The following is a 19,052-nucleotide window of genomic DNA, read 5'->3' as shown; positions in this document are numbered from 1 at the left end:
CATCACGTCACCGGTGCCGGGTTAAACACCGCCAGCGAGTTATGCAATCCCCATTGATCGGAGAAGGTTTTCTTCCGCCCGCTTGCCACATCCAGAATGAAGTGGAACAGCTTCCAGCCCACCTCTTCAATACTCTCTTCCCCGGTGGCGATGGTGCCCGCGTTGATATCCATTAAGTCATACCAGCGGTTTGCCAGCTCGGTGCGGGTCGCCATTTTGATCACCGGTACCGCCATCAGGCCGTACGGCGTGCCGCGTCCGGTGGTAAAGACCTGTACCGTAATGCCGGATGCTACCTGCTGGGTGCCGCACACGAAATCACTGGCAGGCGTTGCCGCGTAGATCAGACCGCGTTTGGTTGGTCGCTGGCCAGGTGAGAGCACTTCCACAATCGCGCTCTGGCCGGATTTGGCAATCGACCCGAGGGCCTTTTCCACCACGTTCGCCAGGCCGCCTTTCTTGTTACCCGGAGACGGGTTGGCGCTGCGGTCGGTTTTGCCCATGTCGAGATAGTTATCGTACCAGGCCATCTCCTCCAGCAGGCGTTTGCCCACCTCTTCGTTGACGGCGCGCGGCGTGAGCAGGTGGATAGCATCACGCACTTCGGTGACTTCGGAGAACATCACCGTGGCGCCGCAGCGCACGAACAGATCGGAGGCATAACCTACCGCCGGGTTAGCGGTGACGCCGGAAAACGCATCGCTGCCGCCACACTGTGTCCCAACCACCAGTTCAGAGGCCGGGCAGGTTTCACGCTGGCGTTTGTTCAGCTTCTCCAGATGGCGCTCTGCCACCTGTAAAATGTCGTCGACCATCGATCTGAAGCCGACATGGTGTTCATCCTGAAGACGCACAATACTGGCCTCGTCAACCGGAATGGCTTTCACATCCTCAGTACCCTGCAACAGGCGTTCTGGCTGCAATTTTTCACAGCCGAGGCCAATCACCATCACCTCGCCGCCAAAGTTCGGGTTAAGGGCGATATTGTGGATCGTGCGGATCGGCACGACCGCTGCGGGCGCGTTGATCGCCACGCCGCAGCCGTACAGGTGGTTAAGACCCACCACGCCGTCAACGTTGGGGTATTTCGGCAGCAGATCGCGCTCAATAATTTTCACCACGTAATCCACGACACCCGCCACGCAATGCACGCTGGTGGTGATGCCAAGCAGGTTTTTGGTTCCCACGCTGCCATCCGCGTTGCGGTAACCTTCGAAGGTATAACCCTCCAGCGGAGGTAACGGCTCAGGGACGCGGGTAGCCAGCGGCAACGTCTCCAGCGGCGGGGCGGTGGGCAGCTCAACCAGCGACTCCTCAATCCAGCTACCCTGCGGGATAGCGCGCACCGCATAGCCGATGACTTCGCCGTAGCGCACGATTTCGCCCTGCGCCGGGATATCGACCAGTGCGACTTTATGCCCCTGCGGAATGTGCTCAATCAGCTCCAGCCCGTCCGGGAACCGGGTACCCGCTTTTAAGCCATTGTCGTTGACAATAATCGCCACGTTATCGGTATCGTGCACTTTTATATAGAACGCCGTCGGCGACGCCTGTCGAATTTCAATATCGGCCATTGTTCACTCATCTCCAGCAAAATATCTGATACTAAATATAGCCAGATGGTTAATCGTTTCTTATTGAGGAAATAAAGAATGTCAGGAGAGGAAAAGTGAGAATGTGATCGCGATCGCTCCCGACACACTAATCGTTGATTCTGTGCATCAGCGCCCACTGCATTGGGCAAATGCTCAAAATAGCGTGCTAACCCCGTTGGATAATTGAGCATTGAGACAATGTGCTGCAGGGTGGTGACGATTATACTGAATGACGATTTTATAACGCCAAAATTCAGTCAGTAAATAAATATAACGCTGACGCTGAGTCGGAATAAATAAGAAAAGCTACTGGCTAAAACTGCGGAATTAAAAAAGGTATACGTAATGAGTAACGACATCTTCCCGAATAAATTTAAAGCGGCCCTTGCGGCGCATCAGATTCAGATTGGCTGCTGGTCTGCGCTGGCCAACCCCATCAGCACCGAAGTGCTGGGCCTGGCCGGATTCGACTGGCTGGTGCTGGACGGCGAACATGCGCCAAACGATATCAACACGTTTATTCCGCAGCTGATGGCGCTGAAAGGCAGCCACAGCGCGCCGGTGGTGCGTGTACCTACCAACGAGCCGGTGATCATCAAGCGTCTGCTGGATATCGGCTTCTACAACTTCCTGATCCCGTTTGTTGAAACGGAAGAAGAAGCGGTGCTGGCCGTAGCTGCCACCCGCTATCCGCCGGAAGGGATCCGCGGCGTGTCTGTCTCGCACCGCGCCAACATGTTTGGCACCGTGCCGGACTATTTCGCCCAGTCCAACAAGAACATCACCATTCTGGTTCAGATCGAGAGCCAGCAGGGGGTCGATAACGTCGACGCCATTGCCGCGACCGAAGGTGTCGACGGTATTTTCGTCGGCCCGAGCGATCTTGCGGCCGCCTTTGGTCATCTGGGCAACGCCAGCCACCCGGACGTGCAGCGGGCAATCCAGCACATTTTTGCCCGTGCCAAAGCGCACGGTAAACCGTGCGGCATTCTGGCGCCGGTGGAAGCTGATGCCCGCCGCTACCTGGAGTGGGGCGCAACGTTTGTCGCCGTCGGCAGCGACCTCGGCGTATTCCGCGCCGCCACGCAGAAATTAGCAGACGCTTTTCAAAAATAACCATCATTGAGGAAACAGATTATGACGCTGAAAGTGGGTTTTATTGGCCTGGGTATCATGGGCAAACCAATGAGCAAAAACCTCATCAAAGCAGGTTACTCACTGGTGGTTTTAGATCGTAATTCAGACGCGGTGGCAGAAGTGATTGCGGCTGGCGCAGAAACGGCGACAACTGCAAAAGCGATCGCCGAGCAGTGCGATGTCATTATCACCATGCTGCCAAACTCCCCGCACGTGAAAGAGGTGGCGCTGGGTGAGAACGGCATTATCGACGGCGCGAAGCCGGGTCTGGTGGTGATCGACATGAGTTCTATCGCACCGCTGGCGAGCCGCGAAATCAGCGAGGCGCTGAAAGCGAAAGGCGTGGAGATGCTGGATGCGCCGGTCAGCGGCGGCGAACCGAAAGCCATCGACGGTACTCTGTCGGTAATGGTGGGGGGCGATAAAGCCGTGTTCGACAAATACTACGACCTGATGAAAGCCATGGCTGGCTCCGTGGTGCATACCGGTGAAATAGGCGCAGGCAACGTCACCAAGCTGGCAAACCAGGTGATTGTGGCGTTGAACATCGCGGCCATGTCCGAAGCACTGACGCTGGCCACCAAAGCGGGCGTTAATCCGGATCTGGTCTATCAGGCCATTCGCGGTGGTCTTGCGGGCAGCACCGTGCTGGATGCCAAGGCACCGATGGTGATGGATCGTAACTTCAAGCCGGGCTTCCGCATCGATCTGCACATTAAAGATCTGGCGAATGCGCTGGATACCTCCCACGGCGTGGGCGCGCAGTTGCCGCTGACTGCCGCCGTCATGGAGATGATGCAGGCGCTGCGTGCGGACGGTCTGGGCACCGCCGATCACAGCGCGTTAGCGTGCTATTACGAAAAGCTGGCGAAGGTTGAAATTGCTCGCTAATGACGTCCCGCCCGGTGGCGTTACGCTTACCGGGCCTACGGCTCAGGCATACAACTATGAAAATCGTAATCGCGCCAGACTCTTATAAAGAAAGCCTGTCTGCCACTGAGGTGGCGCAGGCGATAGAAAAAGGATTTCGGGAAATTTTCCCCGACGCTCATTACGTGTCTGTTCCCGTTGCTGACGGCGGAGAAGGTACGGTTGAAGCGATGATCGCCGCGACGCAGGGCACCTGGCAGCAGGCTGTCGTCACCGGCCCGTTAGGGGAAAAGGTGAAGGCCAGCTGGGGGATCTCGGGCGACGGTACCACCGCGTTTATCGAGATGGCCGCCGCCAGCGGCCTGGTACTTGTTCCTCCCGCGCAGCGTAACCCGCTGGTCACGACGTCGCGCGGGACGGGGGAGCTGATCCTCCGCGCGCTGGATAAAGGCGCGCGCAACATCATTATCGGTATCGGCGGGAGCGCAACCAACGATGGGGGCGCGGGTATGATGCAGGCGCTGGGCGCGAGGTTTACGGATGCGAACGGGACGGAGATCGGCTACGGCGGCGGCAGCCTGATGGCGCTGAACCGTATTGATATTTCGGATCTTGACCCGCGTCTTCAGGGGTGCGCAATCCGCGTCGCCTGTGACGTGACGAATCCGCTGGTCGGTGAAAGCGGCGCGTCGCGTATCTTTGGCCCGCAAAAAGGCGCCACGGAGGAGATGATCCTCGAACTCGACGCCAGTCTTAGCCACTACGCCGAGGTGATCAAAGAATCCCTGCGCATTGACGTCAACCCGGTTCCGGGGGCAGGAGCGGCGGGCGGCATGGGCGCGGCGCTGATGGCCTTCCTGGGCGCTGAGCTGAAAAGCGGCATTGAGATTGTCACTCAGGCGCTCAATCTTGAAGAACATATTCACGACTGCACGTGGGTGCTGACGGGAGAAGGACGCATCGACAGCCAGAGCATTAATGGCAAAGTGCCCGTCGGCGTGGCGAGCGTCGCCAAAAAATACCATAAGCCGGTGATAGGGATTGCCGGAAGTCTGACGCAGGATGTGGGTGTGGTGCATCAGTACGGCATCGACGCGGTGTTCAGCGTATTGACCCGCATCGGTTCACTGGAAGAGGCGTTCCAGGGAGCGTACGACAACATTTACCGCGCCTCGCGCAATATCGCGGCCACATTGCAGGTAGGCATGCGTAGCCAGGGGTGACAGCGGCGCGCAAACCCTCTATACTGCGCGCCGAAGCTGACCAGACAGTCGCCGCTTCGTCGTCGTCCCTTTCGGGGGAGACGGGCGGAGGGGAGGAAAGTCCGGGCTCCACAGGGCAGGGTGCCAGGTAACGCCTGGGGGGGAAACCCACGACCAGTGCAACAGAGAGCAAACCGCCGATGGCCCGCGTAAGCGGGATCAGGTAAGGGTGAAAGGGTGCGGTAAGAGCGCACCGCGCGGCTGGTAACAGTCCGTGGCACGGTAAACTCCACCCGGAGCAAGGCCAAATAGGGGTTCACATGGTACGGCCCGTACTGAACCCGGGTAGGCTGCTTGAGCCAGTGAGCGATTGCTGGCCTAGATGAATGACTGTCCACGACAGAACCCGGCTTATCGGTCAGCTTCAACTTCTTACCAAACCCCGCTTCGGCGGGGTTTTTGTTTTCTGAAGGTTGCAGGCCGGGTAAGCGAAGCGCCAAACGACATCAATTCTCAATTTTGCGACGCTAAGCACATTTCACTGTTTTACCGACTATGCGTTCCTTTCATCTGCTGCGCATGATCGTAATCACAAAATTTAACGCTATAAAATTAGAAAATTTTAGTGTTGAACAGATGTTGTGAATGTTGAATCAGTGATGCTGAATGTTATTCATTTGATAATTTAATATTGAATCTAAAAACATTCTTCTGGTGAATGTGTGATATATCCCACTCTTTAACCGGAAGCTGAGAAAATATTCCTGGTAAAGTTGATAAACCACAAAAATGTTTTAAAAGAATAATGATGGTTTATTAACCTTTAATTGCCTGAAAGATAGTCTTTATTAATATTGTTAAGGCAAAAAAATTCATGCTGGTTATTGCCATAAAATAAATTTATTACCGCGGATTTTGTTGATCAATATCAGCGTAATTGCGTATTTTTAGCTATCTAACTGTTTGAATAATAAGATTATAAATCGATTTTAAATGTGGTTGTAAAAAGGGCATCCTGGCAAATTGTGAGTAACAGCACATACCCCCTGAAACAATATTGGGTAGAATCCGCTGCGTCATAGGGAAATAAGCGCAGAATATTATGAATACTATTATTCTACCGAAAACACAGCACCTCGTGGTATTTCAGGAAGTCATCAAAAGTGGCTCTATAGGTTCTGCTGCAAGACAACTGGGGCTGACGCAACCTGCCGTCAGCAAAATCATCAGCGACATCGAATCTTACTTTGGGGTGGAAGTGATGGTGCGTAAAAACACCGGCGTAAAACTCACTGCCGCCGGTCAGGTGCTGCTGTCCTACGCTGAGTCGATCACCCGCGAAATGAAAAACATGGTGAGCGAGATCAATAGCCTCAGTTTCAGTACCGTCATGGACGTCTCCTTCGGCTATCCGTCGCTGATTGGCTTCACCTTCCTGTCCGGGATGATCAAAAAATTCAAGGAAGTGTTCCCGAAGGCGCGCGTCTCAATGTATGAAGCGCAGCTCTCTTCATTCCTGCCCGCCATTCGCGATGGCCGGCTGGATTTCGCCATCGGCACGCTGAGCGACGGGATGTTGCTCCAGGATCTTCACGTTGAGCCACTCTTTGAATCTGAGTTTGTGCTGGTGGCGAGTAAATCACGAACGTGCACCGGCCCGACCAGACTGGCATCGCTCACGCACGAGCAGTGGGTGATGCCGCAAACCGATATGGGCTACTACAACGAACTCCTGACCACCCTGCAAGATAACCACATCAGCATTGAAAACATCGTCCAGACCGATTCTGTCGTCACCATCTATAACCTTGTCCTCAATGCCGATTACCTGACGGTGATCCCCCGTGACATGATTGCGCCATTCGGCTCGGACCAGTTTATTGTCCTGCCGGTGGAAGATGCATTACCTGTGGCGCGTTATGCTGCCGTGTGGTCAAAAAATTACAGTATTAAAAAATCGGCGTCAGTATTAGTTGAACTGGCAAAACAATATTCGTCGATGAATATCGAAAAACGACGATAGAAATAATGATGATTTAAAACACCCGGAGCGACGCTTTTTAACGCTCTGATACCCTGACTTTGCCTGAAAATAATGAATTATTATAACGAGGATATTATGCACATTACTTACGATCTCCCGGTGACCATTGAAGATATTCAGGACGCCAGAAAAAGACTGGCGGGAAAGATCTATAAAACCGGTATGCCGCGTTCAAATTATCTGAGCGAACGGTGTAAGGGTGAGATATTCCTGAAATTTGAAAATATGCAGCGTACCGGTTCGTTTAAAATACGTGGGGCGTTTAATAAATTAAGCTCGCTGACCGATGCGGAAAAACGCAAGGGCGTGGTTGCCTGTTCCGCAGGGAACCACGCGCAGGGGGTGTCGCTCTCCTGCGCCATGCTTGGCATCGACGGCAAAGTAGTAATGCCTATGGGCGCGCCGAAATCCAAGGTGGCCGCCACGCGCGACTACTCCGCCGAAGTGGTGCTGCACGGCGAGAACTTTAACGACACTATCGCCAAAGTGAGCGAAATCGTCGAGATGGAAGGGCGCATATTTATCCCGCCTTACGACGATCCGAAAGTGATCGCCGGTCAGGGCACCATCGGCCTGGAAATCCTCGAAGATTTATACGACGTGGATAACGTGATTGTTCCCATCGGCGGTGGTGGTTTAATTGCCGGTATTGCGACAGCAATTAAATCCATCAACCCAACTATCAATATTATCGGCGTGCAGTCTGAAAACGTGCACGGAATGGCGGCGTCGTATCAGACCGGTGAAATAACGAACCACCGCATTACCGGCACATTAGCGGACGGCTGCGACGTGTCTCGCCCGGGTAATTTAACCTTCGAAATCGTTCGTGAACTGGTTGACGACATTGTGCTGGTCAGCGAAGACGAGATTCGCAACAGCATGATCGCGCTTATTCAGCGAAATAAAGTGGTTACGGAAGGTGCTGGCGCGCTGGCGTGCGCGGCGTTATTAAGCGGCAAGCTGGACCACTATATTCAGGGCCGAAAAACCGTCTGCATTATTTCCGGCGGCAATATTGATCTCTCCCGTGTTTCCCAAATTACCGGCTTCGTTGACGCATAAAGGTGACCTATGAGCAACACAGAAAGCATTATCGTTGGCCAGACAAAAACGTCCTCCTGGCGTAAATCGGATACCACCTGGACGCTCGGCCTGTTTGGTACCGCCATTGGCGCTGGCGTGCTGTTCTTCCCCATCCGCGCAGGCTTTGGTGGCCTGATCCCTATTCTGCTGATGCTGGTTCTGGCGTTCCCCATTGCCTTTTACTGCCACCGCGCGCTGGCGCGTCTGTGTTTGTCCGGCAGTAACGTCTCCGGCAACATCACCGAAACGGTGGAGGAGCATTTTGGTAAGACCGGCGGGGTGGTGATCACCTTCCTCTACTTCTTTGCTATTTGCCCGCTGCTGTGGATTTACGGCGTCACCATTACCAACACCTTTATGACCTTCTGGGAAAACCAGCTCCAGATGCCTGCCCTGAACCGCGGCGTGGTAGCGCTGTTCCTGCTGCTGCTGATGGCCTTTGTGATCTGGTTCGGTAAAGACCTGATGGTGAAGGTGATGAGCTACCTGGTGTTCCCGTTCATCGCCAGCCTGGTGCTGATTTCTCTCTCGCTGATCCCGTACTGGAACTCAGCGGTGATCGACCAGGTTAACCTGAGCGATATCGCCTTCACCGGTCATGACGGCATTCTTGTCACGGTGTGGCTGGGGATTTCCATTATGGTCTTCTCCTTCAACTTCTCGCCTATCGTCTCCTCGTTTGTGGTCTCCAAGCGCGAAGAGTACGAGCCGGAGTTTGGTAAAGAATTCACCGAGCAGAAATGTTCCAAAATCATCGGTCGCGCCAGCCTGCTGATGGTGGCGGTGGTGATGTTCTTCGCCTTTAGCTGCCTGTTTACGCTCTCTCCGCAGAACATGGCGGACGCCAAAGCGCAGAACATTCCGGTGCTCTCTTACCTGGCGAACCACTTTGCGTCGATGTCAGGCAGTAAATCCACGTTCGCCACGGTGCTGGAGTACGGCGCGTCCATCATCGCGCTGGTCGCTATCTTTAAATCCTTCTTCGGTCACTACCTGGGCACGCTGGAGGGGCTGAACGGCCTGATCGTTAAGTTCGGCTACAAGGGCGACAAGAAGAACGTCTCCGTGGGCAAGCTGAACACCATCAGCATGGTCTTCATCATGGGCTCCACCTGGATTGTGGCCTATGCCAACCCGAACATTCTCGACCTTATTGAAGCCATGGGCGCGCCAATTATCGCCTCTCTGCTGTGCCTGCTGCCGATGTACGCCATCCGCAAAGCACCGGCGCTGGCGAAATACAAAGGCCGGACCGAGAACATCTTCGTAACCGTGGTCGGCCTGCTGACCATTCTGAACATCGTGTACAAACTGTTTTAAACCAAAGCTCAGGAAGAGCGGAGCCATACCATGATTGAGTTTCCGGTAGTACTGGTCATTAACTGCGGATCGTCCTCTGTTAAGTTTTCGGTGCTGGACGCCGCAGGCTGCGATGCCCTGCTGACGGGCATTGCGGACGGCATCAACACAGAAAAAGCCTTTATTTCCGTGAATGGGGGTGAGCCAGTCAGACTGGCTCATCAGGACTACGAAGGGGCGCTGGCCGCCATCGCCCTGGAGCTGGAGAAGCGCGACCTGATGGGCAGCGTGGCTTTGATTGGCCATCGCATTGCCCACGGCGGCGATCTCTTCAGCGAGTCGACCCTGATCACGGAAGAGGTGATGGAGCAGATCCGCCAGGTCTCCCCGCTGGCGCCGCTGCATAACTACGCTAACCTGAGCGGCGTGGAAGCCGCAGAGCGACTCTTCCCCGGGGTGCAGCAGGTGGCGGTATTTGATACCAGCTTCCACCAGACCATGGCGCCGCAGGCGTATCTGTACGGCTTGCCGTACCGCTATTTTGAAGAGCTGGGCGTGCGCCGCTACGGCTTCCACGGTACCTCTCACCGCTACGTGGCGGCGCAGGCGCACGCGCTTCTCGGGCTCTCCGCCGAAGACAGCGGCCTGGTGATTGCCCATCTCGGCAACGGGGCGTCCATTTGCGCGGTGCGTAACGGCAGAAGCGTGGACACGTCCATGGGGATGACGCCGCTTGAAGGACTGGTGATGGGCACGCGCTGTGGCGACGTAGATTTTGGCGCGATGGCGTGGATTGCCCGGCAGACCGGCCAGACGTTCGAGGATCTGGAGCGCGTGGTCAACAAAGAGTCCGGGCTGCTGGGGATCTCCGGCATCTCCTCCGATTTGCGCGTGCTGGAGAAAGCCTGGCATGACGGCAACGAGCGGGCGCGGCTGGCGATAAAGACCTTTGTCCACCGCATAGCGCGGCATATCGCCGGTCATGCCGCATCCCTGCACCGTCTGGATGGCGTGGTGTTTACCGGCGGGATCGGTGAGAACTCCGTGCTTATCCGCGCGCTGGTGGTGGAGCACCTGAAGGTGTTTGGCATCATCCTCGACGAGTCCAAAAATGCCCTGCCGGGCAGCGCGGGTGAGGGCGTGATCTCCACCGAGTCGTCCCGCGCGGCCTGCGCGGTGATCCCTACCAATGAAGAAAAAATGATCGCGCTGGACGCCCTCCGTCTTGGGAAGGTCACCCCGGCTGCGGCTTACGCCTGATAAAGCGAGAATCTGATGAAAGTAACAATCGATACGGGCGTCGCGCCTTACAGCGACGCATGGGCCGGGTTTCGCGGTGAAGAATGGAAAAACGCCGTTAACGTGCGCGATTTTATTCAGCATAACTACACCCCTTATGAAGGCGATGAAGCTTTCCTCGCGCAGGCGACGCCAGCAACGACGGCGCTGTGGCAGAAGGTGATGGTCGGCATTCGCCAGGAGAATGCTACTCACGCTCCGGTGGATTTTGACACCAACATCGCCACCACCATTACCGCGCACGGGCCGGGCTATATTGACCAGGAGCTGGAGACGATCGTCGGCCTGCAAACCGACAAGCCGCTCAAGCGGGCCCTGCATCCGTACGGCGGAATCAATATGATCCGCAGCTCATTCGAAGCCTACGGTCGCGAGATGGATCCGCAGTTTGAATATCTCTTCACCGACCTGCGCAAAACCCACAACCAGGGCGTATTTGACGTTTATTCCCCGGAGATGATGCGCTGCCGAAAATCCGGCGTGCTCACCGGTCTGCCGGACGGCTACGGGCGTGGACGCATCATCGGCGACTACCGCCGCGTGGCGCTGTACGGCATCAGCTATCTGGTGCGCGAGCGGGAACTTCAGTTCGCCGATCTCCAGGGGAAACTGGAGCGCGGAGACGATCTGGAGGCCACGATCCGCCTGCGCGAGGAGCTGGCGGAGCATAAACGTGCGTTGCTCCAGATCCAGCAGATGGCGGCGAACTATGGCTTTGATATTTCACGTCCGGCGATGAATGCGCAGGAAGCGGTGCAGTGGGTCTACTTTGCCTACCTTGCCGCAGTGAAATCCCAGAACGGCGGGGCGATGTCGCTGGGGCGCACGGCCTCGTTCCTCGATATCTACATTGAACGCGACATGCAGGCAGGAAGGCTGAACGAGGTGCAGGCCCAGGAGCTGATCGACCACTTCATCATGAAGATCCGCATGGTGCGCTTCCTGCGCACGCCGGAGTTCGACACGCTCTTCTCCGGCGATCCGATCTGGGCCACGGAAGTGATTGGCGGCATGGGGCTGGATGGCCGTACGCTGGTGACCAAAAACAGCTTCCGCTATCTGCATACCCTGCACACCATGGGGCCTGCGCCGGAGCCAAACCTGACGATCCTCTGGTCCGAACAGCTGCCGATCGCGTTCAAGAAATACGCCGCGCAGGTCTCGATCGTCACCTCCTCGCTGCAATACGAGAACGACGATCTGATGCGTGCCGACTTCAACAGCGACGACTACGCCATTGCCTGCTGCGTCAGTCCGATGGTGATCGGCAAGCAGATGCAGTTCTTCGGCGCACGCGCCAACCTGGCGAAAACGCTGCTGTACGCGATTAACGGCGGGGTGGATGAGAAGCTGAAGATCCAGGTGGGGCCGAAAACCGAGCCGCTGCTGGATGAGGTACTGGATTACGACACCGTAATGGCGAGCCTCGATCACTTCATGGACTGGCTGGCAGTGCAGTACATCAGTGCGCTGAATCTCATTCACTACATGCATGATAAATACAGCTACGAAGCCTCGCTGATGGCGTTGCACGACCGGGACGTTTACCGCACCATGGCCTGTGGCATTGCCGGGCTGTCGGTGGCGGCGGATTCCCTGTCGGCCATCAAGTACGCCACGGTAAAACCGGTGCGCGACCACACCGGTCTGGCGGTCGATTTCGTCATCGAAGGCGACTATCCGCAATACGGCAACAACGACGATCGCGTGGACAGTATCGCCTGCGATCTGGTTGAGCGCTTTATGAAGAAAATCCAGGCGCTGCCGACGTACCGCAACGCCGTGCCGACACAGTCGATCCTGACCATCACCTCCAATGTGGTTTACGGGCAGAAGACCGGCAACACGCCGGACGGACGTCGCGGCGGTACACCGTTTGCGCCTGGCGCCAACCCGATGCACGGGCGCGACAGAAAAGGAGCGGTGGCGTCGTTGACCTCGGTCGCCAAGCTGCCGTTCACCTATGCCAAAGACGGGATCTCCTACACCTTCTCCATCGTGCCGCAGGCACTGGGCAAGGACGAGCTGGTGCGCAAAACCAACCTTGTCGGGCTGCTGGACGGGTACTTCCACCACGAAGCGACCATTGAGGGCGGGCAGCACCTGAACGTCAACGTGATGAACCGGGAGATGCTGCTGGATGCCATCGCCCATCCGGAGAACTATCCGAACCTGACGATCCGCGTTTCAGGCTATGCGGTGCGGTTTAACGCTCTGACGCGCGAGCAGCAGCAGGACGTGATTTCGAGGACGTTTACGCAGGCGATCTAACACAGGCTCCATCTTCAGCCTCCTCAGATGAGGAGGCTTTTAATTTTGTGAACACCGTCAATTTTAGAAAACTCGCTCTCTTTTCTGCTATCCCGAAGTAATATTTTCCTCTCGCCTAAGGAAATCCCTATAAAAGTTGTGACTTTTTTCTCCCGCGCTCCGGATATGATCTCCCCATACCAATAACTCACACCTGCACCCTCTGACTCGCAATCGCTGGCGATCGGAACCTTATAAAAACAAATCGTTACCCTACAAAATAAGCGAGTGCCCAATGAATATGGCAACAAACAGCAGTGTGATTGTGAGTGATTCCCCTGCGGCAAGGCGGGCGGGAATGAGCGAAAGCGAATGGCGAGAGGCGATTAAATTCGACAGCACCGATACGGGCTGGGTCATCATGAGTATTGGGATGGCTATCGGCGCGGGCATTGTTTTTCTTCCGGTGCAGGTTGGATTAATGGGGCTATGGGTATTTTTACTCTCGTCGATAATTGGTTATCCGGCCATGTACCTGTTCCAGCGCCTGTTTATTAATACGCTGGCGGAATCACCGGAATGTAAAGACTATCCGAGCGTTATTAGCGGATATTTAGGCAAAAACTGGGGCATCTTATTGGGTGCACTTTATTTCGTGATGCTGGTGATCTGGATGTTTGTCTATTCGACGGCCATTACCAACGACAGCGCATCCTATTTACACACCTTCGGCGTAACCGACGGTTTGCTCTCGGAAAATCCGTTCTACGGCTTATTCCTGATCTGCATTCTGGTCGCCATTTCGTCGCGCGGTGAAAAGCTGCTGTTTAAAGTCTCGAGCCTGATGGTGCTGACCAAATTATTTGTGGTGGCGGCGCTGGGGCTTTCGATGATTGGCCTCTGGCATTTAGCCAACGTCGGCATGCTGCCGCCAATGGGGCTGCTGATTAAAAACGCCATTATTACGCTGCCTTTCACCTTAACCTCCATTCTGTTTATTCAGACATTAAGCCCGATGGTGATTTCCTATCGTTCAAGGGAAAAATCCGTTGAGGTGGCGCGTCATAAAGCGCTGCGGGCAATGAATATCGCCTTTGGCGTGCTGTTTGTGACGGTCTTTTTCTACGCTGTCTCCTTCACCCTGGCGATGGGGCACGACGAGGCGGTAAAAGCCTACGAGCAGAATATTTCCGCCCTGGCAATCGCAGCACAGTTTATCAGCGGTGACGGCGCGGGCTGGGTCAAAATCGTCAGCGTAATCCTCAATATTTTCGCTGTGATGACCGCGTTCTTTGGCGTCTATCTCGGCTTTCGTGAGGCGACGCAGGGCATTGTGATGAACATCCTGCGCCGCAAAATGCCGGCGGAGAAAATCAATGAAAATGCCGTCCAGCGCGGGATTATGCTGTTCGCCATCCTGCTGGCCTGGAGCGCGATTGTGTTAAACGCGCCGGTGCTGAGCTTCACTTCCATCTGTAGCCCTATTTTCGGGATGGTGGGCTGCTTAATTCCGGCGTGGCTGGTCTACAAAGTGCCCGCACTTCATAAATATAAAGGCGTATCGCTGGTGATTATTGTGATTACCGGGCTGCTGCTTTGTGTTTCTCCTTTCCTCGCCTTCTCATGAGGTTAAATAAGGTCGTAACGATGTCTGAGCAAATTAATCCTTTATGGAACCATTTTATTCGCGCGGTGCAGGAAGAGGTAAAGCCTGCGCTGGGCTGTACCGAACCCGTCTCGCTGGCGCTGGCGTGCGCGATGGCTGCCGGACAGCTTGACGGTGAGGTGACGCGTATCGAGGCGTGGGTATCGCCGAACCTGATGAAAAACGGGCTTGGCGTAACGGTGCCCGGTACCGGTATGGTCGGTTTACCCATCGCGGCCGCGCTGGGCGCGACAGGCGGTAACGCGCATGCCGGACTGGAGGTGTTGAAAGACGCGTCGTCCGAGGCGCTAACGCGCGCCAAAGCACTGCTGAACGCGGGTCTGGTGCAGGTAAAATTGCAGGAGCCGTGCGATGAGATCCTCTATTCACGTGCCTGCGTTTACGTCGGTGAATCCTCGGCGATGGTGACCATCGCTGGCGGGCACACTCGCGTGGTGGAGGTTGTTTGTCAGGGCGAAACGCGCTTCAGGCTTGACGATAATCAGAGCCAGAACAGCGACGATCCGCTGGAGGTGCTCTCGACCACCACGCTGTCGCAGATCCTTGAGTTTGTAGAGCTGGTGCCGTTCGACGCGATCCGCTTTATCCTCGATGCGGGACGGCTGAACGATGCGCTCTCCCGGGAAGGTTTACGTGGCAACTGGGGGTTGCATATTGGTGCGACGCTCAATAAACAGCGCGCACGCGGCTGGATGGCGCAGGATCTGGGTTCAGACATTATTATCCGCACCAGCGCAGCCTCGGATGCCCGCATGGGAGGCGCGACGCTGCCGGCGATGAGCAACTCGGGTTCCGGGAATCAGGGCATCACCGCCACCATGCCGGTAGTGGTGGTGGCTGAGCACGTTCAGGCCGATGACGAACGGCTGGCGCGGGCGCTGATGCTCTCGCATCTGTCGGCGATCTATATCCATTACCAGCTTCCGCGCTTGTCCGCGTTGTGCGCGGCGACAACGGCCGGAATGGGGGCCGCCGCAGGGATGGCGTGGCTGATGGGCGGATCTTACCAGACTATTGCCATGGCGATCGGCAGTATGATCGGCGACGTCAGCGGGATGATCTGTGACGGGGCGTCTAACAGTTGCGCAATGAAGGTCTCGACCAGCGTCACCAGCGCCTGGAAAGCCGTGATGATGGCGTTGGATGATACTGCCGTGACGGGTAATGAGGGGATTGTGGCGCACGACGTGGAGCAGTCGATCGCGAACCTGTGCGCGCTGGCGTGCCGCTCGATGCAGGCAACGGACCGGCAGATTATTGAGATTATGGCGAGTAAGGTGTAAAAATTTCCCCTCACCCCAACCCCTCTCCCCATAGGGGCGAGGGGCTAGATCGTTCCCTCTCCCCTTTGGGGAGAGGGCTAGGGTGAGGGGGGGGTTAAACCGGCAAATCAATCAGCAGCGCGCGCAGCGGCGTATCCGCCACCAGGGTGATATTCGCTTCATCACGAATAAACGCGCCGTCGCCGCAGGTGAGCGCCTCTTTCTCTTCCGCGTGCGTCACCGCATGCACCGTTCCGTGAATGGACTGCAGATAGGCGCGCGGGCCATGAAGCTGGAAGCTTGCCTGTTCACCTTTTTTCAGTTCGATATGGTGCAGCCACACCTGCTGGCGTAACTGCAGGCTGCCTTTGCTGCCGTCTGGCGAGGCAATCAGCTGCTGTTTATCGCCCTTCAGATCGATTTTTTGCACCAGCGGATTTTCCCGCTCCGGACAGGCATCCAGCCACAGCTGCATGCGGGTCAGCGTTTTGTCTTTGCTGAGGTTATGCTCGCTATAGCTAATACCCGGCTGCGTGGAAATTAACAGCGCCTCGCCAGCCTTCGCCTGGACATGATTGCCCTCGCTATCGCGGTATTCTGCCTCGCCTTCCAGGATCAGGTTCAGGATATCGACTTTCGGGTATGTGCGCGGCTGGAAGGACGCGCCCGGGGCGAGCACTTCCTGGTTCAATACGCGCAGTGAAGCGTAACCGAGAAGTTTAGGGTCAAAGTAGTGTCCAAAGGAAAAGGTGTAGCGGGCCTGCAACCAACCGAAATCGGCTTGTCCGCACTGTTTCGCTGTTCTTGTCGTAATCATAAACTTGACCTCTCTTTACACTAAATCAATGGTAAAGGTATGGACGCTGCATTGTTAGCCAGATATTCTGCCCGGTATGTTCAAATTTCCTGAATGAGAACGAGATGGCTAAAGAGAGAGCATTGACGCTTGAGGCGCTTCGCGTCATGGACGCGATTGACAGGCGCGGCAGTTTTGCCGCGGCGGCAGATGAACTGGGGCGCGTTCCGTCTGCGCTGAGCTATACCATGCAAAAGCTGGAGGAGGAGCTGGATGTTGTGCTCTTCGATCGCTCTGGTCATCGAACAAAATTCACCAACGTTGGGCGGATGCTGCTGGAGCGCGGCCGCGTATTGCTGGAAGCGGCGGATAAACTGACGACCGATGCCGAAGCGCTGGCCCGCGGCTGGGAAACCCATCTGACGTTAGTGACCGAAGCGCTGGTGCCCACCGAGGCGCTGTTCCCGCTGGTGGACAGACTGGCCGCGAAAGCCAATACCCAGCTGTCGATCATCACCGAGGTACTGGCCGGGGCGTGGGAGCGTCTTGAGACGGGCAGGGCGGATATCGTCATTGCGCCGGATATGCATTTCCGCTCATCGTCAGAAATTAACTCGCGCAAACTGTACAGCGTGATGAACGTCTACGTCGCTGCGCCGGGTCACCCGATCCATCAGGAGCCGGAACCGCTCTCTGAGGTCACGCGCGTGAAATACCGCGGCGTGGCGGTGGCGGATACCGCGCGCGAGCGCCCGGTGTTAACGGTGCAGTTGCTGGATAAACAGCCGCGTCTGACGGTGACGTCGCTGGAAGATAAGCGTCAGGCGCTGCTGGCGGGGCTGGGCGTGGCGACCATGCCGTATCCGTTCGTCGAAAAGGACATTGCAGAGGGACGGCTGCGCGTTGTCAGCCCGGAATACACCAGCGAAGTGGATATTATTATGGCGTGGCGTCGTGACAGCATGGGCGAAGCCAAATCATGGTGTTTACGCGAAATTCCGAAGCTTTTCACGCAATATAATAAATAAAATCGTAATTTGTAGGCCCGGTAAGCGAAGCGCCACCGGGCTTTTTTTTATGCGCAGATCTTCGGATCCGGACCAAAGCGGTTTTCTCCCGGCGTTCCGCTCTGACAGTTGAAAATCAAAATGACGATCCAGCCGATAAGCGGGATCAACAGCAACAGCAGCCACCACGCCGAACGATCGGTGTCGTGGAGACGACGAAACAGTACGGCCCATGAAGGCAGCAGAACCAACACACCATAAATGGTGGTGAGAATGCCTTCGCCCCCCTCGCGTTCCCAGCCGAGGATTTTGTCCACAATACCCAGCACCATAATCAGGACGAAGTTCACCAGAACGAACATCCAGTACTCTTTACGGCGGGCACGGCCACCAAATCCAACGTAGTTGCGCAGTACTTTTAAATACCAGTCCATTTTTCCTTGCCTCTTAGTCAGTCAATCACTTGTTTTCTAAGCGATCGAGGTAAGGATAGATGTATGCCGTGAATTAAAAAAGAGAATCAATTGATTCCCTAAATAATTATCCGAAACGCACGTCGCGCCCGTGTGGTTCATCCAGATCCTGCCACGGACCAATGGAGATAATGCCCGTTGGGTTGATGGTCTTATGACTGCGGAAATAGTGGGTGCGAATATGGTCAAAATTGACCGTCTCCGCAATACCCGGCATCTGATAGATGTCGCGCAGAAAACCGTGCAGGTTCAGATAATCGCTGATGCGATGCTTGTCGCACTTGAAGTGGGTGACATACACCGGATCGAAGCGGATCAGCGTCGTCCACAGGCGGATGTCTGCTTCGGTGAGGCGATCGCCCGTTAAATAACGATGCTGGCCGAGGATCTGCTCCAGACGTTCCAGGGATCCAAACACGTTGCCGACCGCTTCGTCGTACGCTTCCTGACTGGTGGCAAAACCGGCTTTATAGACGCCGTTGTTGACGTTGTCGTAGATCCAGCCGTTCAGCTCGTCAATTTTCTCGCGCAGCTCAACCGGATAGTAATCCCCGGCGCGGGCGCCGTGCGCGTCAAACGCGGTATTGAACATGCGAATGATTTCAGCGGATTCATTGCTGACGATCGTCTGGTTTTTCTTGTCCCACAGCACAGGCACCGTTACGCGTCCGGTGTAGTGCGGATCGGCGCGCAGATAAAGCTGATACAGGAAATCGTGATGATAAAGCTCATCACCCGTCGCGGCCGGGAAGTCACTGTCGAACGTCCAGCCGTTTTCCAGCATCAGCGGGTTGACCACCGAAACCGGAATTAGCGATTCGAGACCTTTAAGTTTGCGCACAATCAGCGTGCGGTGCGCCCACGGACAGGCGAGAGAAACATACAGATGATAACGATCTTTCTCCGCCGCAAAGCCCCCTTCGCCACTCGGGCCGGGTGCGCCGTCGGCGGTCAGCCAGTTACGGAAGGCCGAAACAGAGCGCTTAAAGCGTCCACCGGTGGATTTGGTGTCATACCAGACATCCTGCCAGACGCCGTCTACGAGTTGTCCCATTTTTTACTCCTC

General features: G+C 55.8%; 15 protein-coding genes and 1 other RNA gene. 12 read left to right on the top strand and 4 right to left on the bottom strand.

The window, feature by feature from the left end; translation table 11 throughout:
* Window positions 1–2 precede the first annotated feature (2 nt).
* Window positions 3–1,574, bottom strand: a complete 1,572-nt coding sequence (garD, locus tag L350_RS05185) for a galactarate dehydratase (protein WP_023307046.1) — start codon at window positions 1,572–1,574, stop codon at window positions 3–5.
* 366 nt (window positions 1,575–1,940) lie between these two features.
* Here garD and garL point away from each other — a divergent pair, with 366 nt between their 5' ends.
* From garL to L350_RS05235, 11 genes are all read left to right on the top strand, one after another.
* Window positions 1,941–2,711 carry a 2-dehydro-3-deoxyglucarate aldolase gene (gene garL / locus L350_RS05190; protein ID WP_032626385.1) on the top strand — a complete coding sequence of 257 codons (771 nt, stop codon included), beginning with the start codon at window positions 1,941–1,943 and terminating at the stop codon, window positions 2,709–2,711.
* Between the two features lie 21 nt (window positions 2,712–2,732).
* On the top strand, window positions 2,733–3,623 hold the full coding sequence (gene garR / locus L350_RS05195) for a 2-hydroxy-3-oxopropionate reductase (protein WP_022649490.1): 891 nt from the start codon (window positions 2,733–2,735) through the stop codon (window positions 3,621–3,623).
* A gap of 56 nt (window positions 3,624–3,679) precedes the next feature.
* A complete protein-coding gene (gene garK / locus L350_RS05200) occupies window positions 3,680–4,825 on the top strand; it encodes a glycerate 2-kinase (protein ID WP_032626383.1) in 1,146 nt (381 codons plus the stop codon).
* Window positions 4,826–4,857: 32 nt separating this feature from the next.
* Window positions 4,858–5,234: RNase P RNA component class A (rnpB, locus tag L350_RS22880), an RNA gene on the top strand.
* A gap of 672 nt (window positions 5,235–5,906) precedes the next feature.
* Complete coding sequence (gene tdcA / locus L350_RS05205) at window positions 5,907–6,827, top strand: transcriptional regulator TdcA (protein WP_023298702.1); 921 nt, start codon at window positions 5,907–5,909, stop codon at window positions 6,825–6,827.
* Between the two features lie 96 nt (window positions 6,828–6,923).
* On the top strand, window positions 6,924–7,913 hold the full coding sequence (tdcB, locus tag L350_RS05210; RefSeq protein ID WP_032626468.1) for a bifunctional threonine ammonia-lyase/L-serine ammonia-lyase TdcB: 990 nt from the start codon (window positions 6,924–6,926) through the stop codon (window positions 7,911–7,913).
* A gap of 9 nt (window positions 7,914–7,922) precedes the next feature.
* A complete protein-coding gene (tdcC, locus tag L350_RS05215; RefSeq protein WP_022649486.1) occupies window positions 7,923–9,254 on the top strand; it encodes a threonine/serine transporter TdcC in 1,332 nt (443 codons plus the stop codon).
* Window positions 9,255–9,284: 30 nt separating this feature from the next.
* Window positions 9,285–10,493: a propionate kinase gene (gene tdcD / locus L350_RS05220; protein WP_032626381.1), complete on the top strand. Its 1,209-nt coding sequence runs from the start codon at window positions 9,285–9,287 to the stop codon at window positions 10,491–10,493.
* A 15-nt stretch (window positions 10,494–10,508) separates the two neighbouring features.
* Window positions 10,509–12,803, top strand: coding sequence for a formate C-acetyltransferase (pflB, locus tag L350_RS05225; RefSeq protein WP_032626378.1), 2,295 nt, complete (start codon window positions 10,509–10,511; stop codon window positions 12,801–12,803).
* A gap of 274 nt (window positions 12,804–13,077) precedes the next feature.
* Window positions 13,078–14,409, top strand: a complete 1,332-nt coding sequence (locus L350_RS05230) for an SLC5/6 family protein (protein WP_022649483.1) — start codon at window positions 13,078–13,080, stop codon at window positions 14,407–14,409.
* A 20-nt stretch (window positions 14,410–14,429) separates the two neighbouring features.
* The gene (locus tag L350_RS05235) at window positions 14,430–15,731 is read left to right on the top strand and encodes an L-cysteine desulfidase family protein (RefSeq protein WP_032626375.1); all 1,302 of its coding nucleotides are present in this window, start codon (window positions 14,430–14,432) and stop codon (window positions 15,729–15,731) included.
* Window positions 15,732–15,825: 94 nt separating this feature from the next.
* On the opposite strand, the gene L350_RS05240 is transcribed toward L350_RS05235, so the two are convergent.
* Window positions 15,826–16,527, bottom strand: coding sequence for a pirin family protein (locus tag L350_RS05240; RefSeq protein ID WP_022649481.1), 702 nt, complete (start codon window positions 16,525–16,527; stop codon window positions 15,826–15,828).
* Window positions 16,528–16,631: 104 nt separating this feature from the next.
* Here L350_RS05240 and yhaJ point away from each other — a divergent pair, with 104 nt between their 5' ends.
* Window positions 16,632–17,534, top strand: coding sequence for a DNA-binding transcriptional regulator YhaJ (gene yhaJ / locus L350_RS05245; protein WP_022649480.1), 903 nt, complete (start codon window positions 16,632–16,634; stop codon window positions 17,532–17,534).
* A gap of 47 nt (window positions 17,535–17,581) precedes the next feature.
* On the opposite strand, the gene L350_RS05250 is transcribed toward yhaJ, so the two are convergent.
* Both L350_RS05250 and L350_RS05255 read right to left on the bottom strand, forming a co-directional pair.
* Window positions 17,582–17,947 (bottom strand): DUF805 domain-containing protein, encoded by a 366-nt coding sequence (locus tag L350_RS05250; protein WP_022649479.1) that lies wholly within the window; start codon window positions 17,945–17,947, stop codon window positions 17,582–17,584.
* 106 nt (window positions 17,948–18,053) lie between these two features.
* On the bottom strand, window positions 18,054–19,040 hold the full coding sequence (locus tag L350_RS05255) for a glutathione S-transferase family protein (protein ID WP_003862653.1): 987 nt from the start codon (window positions 19,038–19,040) through the stop codon (window positions 18,054–18,056).
* Window positions 19,041–19,052 lie beyond the last annotated feature (12 nt).

Origin of the sequence: Enterobacter sp. MGH 4, from assembly GCF_000534735.1 — a bacterium.
Taxonomy (GTDB): domain Bacteria; phylum Pseudomonadota; class Gammaproteobacteria; order Enterobacterales; family Enterobacteriaceae; genus Enterobacter; species Enterobacter intestinihominis.
Note: the sequence above shows the minus strand (reverse complement) of the source record. Positions and strands in the feature narration are given on the sequence as shown.

Coding starts and splice junctions, on each gene's coding strand:
- garD (WP_023307046.1), bottom strand. CDS start 1,574: ATGGCCGATATTGAAATTCGACAGGCGTCGCCGACGGCGTTCTATATA.
- L350_RS05235 (WP_032626375.1), top strand. CDS start 14,430: ATGTCTGAGCAAATTAATCCTTTATGGAACCATTTTATTCGCGCGGTG.
- pflB (WP_032626378.1), top strand. CDS start 10,509: ATGAAAGTAACAATCGATACGGGCGTCGCGCCTTACAGCGACGCATGG.
- L350_RS05250 (WP_022649479.1), bottom strand. CDS start 17,947: ATGGACTGGTATTTAAAAGTACTGCGCAACTACGTTGGATTTGGTGGC.
- garR (WP_022649490.1), top strand. CDS start 2,733: ATGACGCTGAAAGTGGGTTTTATTGGCCTGGGTATCATGGGCAAACCA.
- garL (WP_032626385.1), top strand. CDS start 1,941: ATGAGTAACGACATCTTCCCGAATAAATTTAAAGCGGCCCTTGCGGCG.
- L350_RS05240 (WP_022649481.1), bottom strand. CDS start 16,527: ATGATTACGACAAGAACAGCGAAACAGTGCGGACAAGCCGATTTCGGT.
- tdcB (WP_032626468.1), top strand. CDS start 6,924: ATGCACATTACTTACGATCTCCCGGTGACCATTGAAGATATTCAGGAC.
- tdcC (WP_022649486.1), top strand. CDS start 7,923: ATGAGCAACACAGAAAGCATTATCGTTGGCCAGACAAAAACGTCCTCC.
- tdcA (WP_023298702.1), top strand. CDS start 5,907: ATGAATACTATTATTCTACCGAAAACACAGCACCTCGTGGTATTTCAG.
- L350_RS05255 (WP_003862653.1), bottom strand. CDS start 19,040: ATGGGACAACTCGTAGACGGCGTCTGGCAGGATGTCTGGTATGACACC.
- L350_RS05230 (WP_022649483.1), top strand. CDS start 13,078: ATGAATATGGCAACAAACAGCAGTGTGATTGTGAGTGATTCCCCTGCG.
- yhaJ (WP_022649480.1), top strand. CDS start 16,632: ATGGCTAAAGAGAGAGCATTGACGCTTGAGGCGCTTCGCGTCATGGAC.
- tdcD (WP_032626381.1), top strand. CDS start 9,285: ATGATTGAGTTTCCGGTAGTACTGGTCATTAACTGCGGATCGTCCTCT.
- garK (WP_032626383.1), top strand. CDS start 3,680: ATGAAAATCGTAATCGCGCCAGACTCTTATAAAGAAAGCCTGTCTGCC.